This window comes from Vibrio sp. 2134-1 (assembly GCF_033339495.1).
This window is the reverse complement of the sequence record NZ_JAWOUS010001038.1, coordinates 1-500: the sequence shown is the minus strand read 5'-3', so window position 1 is coordinate 500 and position 500 is coordinate 1. Positions and strand designations below refer to the sequence as shown.

At 49.6% G+C, this 500-nt stretch carries 1 protein-coding gene; it reads right to left on the bottom strand.

The features are described 5' to 3' along the window. Window positions 1-64: 64 nt before the first annotated feature. Window positions 65-500 (bottom strand): alpha/beta family hydrolase (locus R7R78_RS29920; protein ID WP_318119962.1); only part of this gene is annotated, 436 nt, incomplete at its 5' end.

Genomic DNA, 500 nt, shown 5'->3' with positions numbered 1-500 from the left:
CGCTGCGAAAGCACCTAGTGCAACAGAAACTAGTCCCGAAAGTCCCGTAAAAGAGAGTAACCACTTACTTTTCACTGTACACCTCATTGATGAATGCTGACAGTTGCTCTACTGCAAGTGCAATATTGCCCGCTTCGGTATGTCCCGAGCTCTTGCGCGGCTTAAAGCTATGATCGCCATCAGGTAAGAAGCTCACTTTCACTTGCTTAGAAAACACAAACTCATCAAACTCTTCACGCTTACCAAAAGTATCTCGCTCACCTTGAAGAATCAGAGTGGGCTTGTCGATGCTTGCAAGATGATCACCTTTGAATTTTTCTGGCTTACCCGGAGGGTGAAATGGAAAGCCTAAACAGGCAATGCCCGCCACCAGCTCGTGCTCTGCGAGTAAACTCGCCATTCTCCCCCCCATCGACTTGCCACCAATGACCACGGGAGAAGAAGCAAAGTGAGCGATCACTTCGCTGTATGCTTCGAGCAACTTGGGTGCGCGATCGGGC